The 1,037-nt window shown below is 53.9% G+C and carries 1 protein-coding gene; it reads left to right on the forward strand.

The features are described 5' to 3' along the window. Positions 1-788, forward strand: a 788-nt coding sequence (locus U9R25_13885) for a hypothetical protein (GenBank protein ID MEA3336998.1), incomplete at its 5' end; no start/stop codon positions are given. Positions 789-1,037: the final 249 nt, after the last annotated feature.

A 1,037-nucleotide genomic window follows, 5' to 3' on the forward strand; every position in this document is an offset into this window, starting at 1 on the left:
TGCCCTTCCAGGACAACGCCGGGCCCATGGGCCGCAGCGTCACCGACGTGGCTGTTCTACTTACCGCCATGGTCTCTCCTGATCCCAATGACGCCGACGCCATGGCCAAAGCGGGCGAGGATTACACCAGCTACTTCACCTCCGAGACCCTATCCGGCCTGCGCCTGGGCATGACGGGCGAAAATGAGGCAATGCAGGCAGAGCTCGAAAAACTGGGCATCCAGGTCGCCCTGATCGATAGCAAAGATGTTCCAACCAATGCAGACGCTCGCGAGATATTTCCTCCTGTCTTCAAATACGCCATCGATGACTTCCTGCCTGCGGTCAACGCTCCGGTCAAAAGCCTGGAAGAAGTGATCGCCGCCAACAAGGAAGACATGCAAAACCGGGCGCCTTATGGTCAGGGATATCTGGAAGAATCCCAAAACACCAAGCTGAGCAAGGAAGAGACCGATAAGCAGGTCGAGGAACGCATCAAGACCTACAACGATGCCTTGACGACGCTTTTCGATAAATACAATGTGGATGTGATCATGGTCAATGACATCGGCATTGCCGTGCCCCTGGGACAGACCTACGCCCCGGCCGGCTGGCCCGCCATGACCATCCCCGCCGGTTATGGCGAAAACGGCGAGCCCATCTCGATCAGCTTCGCTGCCCGCCCTTACGAGGAGGGCAAGATGTTGGCGACAGCCTTCGTCATCGAGCAGATCGCCAAAGCCTACCGCCCGCCCAATCTCGAAGCCACCATCCAGATGCTGGATGAGAAATTGGGTGATGAAAAGTAAGAAATTCACCTTACTGGTCAGCAGTGCTCAATTTCGCATTGCTGGCCAGAGAGCAAAAAAACTACTCCTGACAGGTGAAATACTATGAAATCGACCGACGCTTCACCGCCTTATGAAACCTCTGAAATAGGCACGCCCAAAGATTATACGGACGATCTTTACCTGGTCTATTTTGAGGTTGGCGAGTATCAGGAGAGAGCAAAGGCAATTCTGGAGAGTTATCTTGGCGAAGATCGAAAAGTAAGTATT

The sequence above is a fragment of the Chloroflexota bacterium genome, from assembly GCA_034717495.1.
GTDB lineage: Bacteria > Chloroflexota > Anaerolineae > JAAEKA01 > JAAEKA01 > JAYELL01.